The sequence below is a fragment of the Microvirga soli genome, assembly GCF_016734765.1.
GTDB classification, from domain to species: domain Bacteria; phylum Pseudomonadota; class Alphaproteobacteria; order Rhizobiales; family Beijerinckiaceae; genus Microvirga; species Microvirga soli.
Genome location: NZ_JAERQE010000138.1, coordinates 1 through 1,388, shown reverse-complemented (window position 1 = coordinate 1,388; position 1,388 = coordinate 1). Strand labels below are relative to the sequence as shown.

The following is a 1,388-nucleotide window of genomic DNA, read 5'->3' as shown; positions in this document are numbered from 1 at the left end:
CCATATGTGGACGGCCCCCGCCTCGCAAGAAGATTTGGATATAGTTTGATCGGATCGCTTGCGGTCATATGTCCGGCCTGTTGTCGCGCTCGCACATGAACGCTGGCCAAGATGGGTTCCGCCACCCAAGTTCCAAACACTTTCGCGACCTCAAAGGGCCAGTGGCACATTCGGAGTGTCTCGGGATTAGGATCGATCGATCACACCATCTCCTCGTCACCTTGCAAGTTCCGTCATCGGCTCCGCACGAGGGCAGGTCATCGGCTCACCGTGCCGAGCCGCAATCTACGCCGCACCACCCGATCCGACGGGACCAATCCGCGCTGCGTAGTGCTCGCCGGAGACCATCAGCTTCCAGGCGATCCGGGCGATCTTGTTAGCCAGGGCTACCGCTGCCAGCTTCGGCGGCCTGCGCTTGAGCAGCGCGATGAGCCAGGGCGACGCCCTGGTCTGGCTCCGCTGAGCATGCCGGATGACAGCCGTGGCGCCGACCACCAGCACGCTGCGCAAGGCCTCGTCACCGGCCCGCGTAATCACCCCCAGCCGCACCCTGCCGGCGGTCGAATGATCCTTGGGGGTCAAGCCGAGCCAGGCGGCAAAATGGCGGGCGGACCGGAAGGCCTCAGGGGCAGGTGTCTTCATCACCAGCATCGTAGCACCGATCGGGCCCACCCCGGGGATCTTGGCCAAGCGTCGGCTGCATTCATTGGCACGATGCCAGACCATCAGCTTGTCGTCGATCTCCTCCAACTGCGCCTGCAGCTGCGTGTACTCCCGCGCGTGGATCTCAAACAGCTCCCGCGCCAGTGCCGGCAGCGTGTCATCCTCTCGAATGCGCTCCAAGAGCGGCTCGATCTTCACCAGCCCCTTCGCCGCAACTAATCCGAACTCGGTCGCATACCCACGGATCGCATTCGTCAGTTGGGTGCGCTGACGGATCAGCCGATCGCGCAGGCCTACCAGCATCAGGGCTGCCTGCTGCTCCGCCGTTTTGACCCGCACAAAGCGCATGCTTGGCCGGCTCATCGCCTCACACAACGCCTCGGCATCAGCCGCATCGTTCTTGCCACGCTTGACATATGGCTTCACAAGTTGCGGTGCGATCATCTTCACCTGATGGCCTAACGCTTGCAGCAGGCGCGCCCAATGGTGCGAGCCGCCGCAGGCCTCTATCGCAACCGCGGTTGGCGGCAGGTTCGTGAAGAACGCCACCATGTCCTGGCGCCGCAGCTTCTTGCGCAGGACCGGCTCCTCGGCGGCATTCACCCCGTGCAGCTGGAAGACGTGCTTTGACGTATCCATTCCGATGCGGATAATCTGGTCCACGGACGGTCTCCTGTGTTTGAGCCTCTCACGGCCTCATTCTGGCACAGCGATGCCGTAAGGGG

At 63.1% G+C, this 1,388-nt stretch carries 1 protein-coding gene; it reads right to left on the bottom strand.

What is annotated here, in order from left to right; all coding sequences use genetic code 11:
- Positions 1-285 precede the first annotated feature (285 nt).
- A complete protein-coding gene (locus tag JKL45_RS29530) occupies positions 286-1,326 on the bottom strand; it encodes an IS110 family RNA-guided transposase (protein WP_201865324.1) in 1,041 nt (346 codons plus the stop codon).
- Positions 1,327-1,388: the final 62 nt, after the last annotated feature.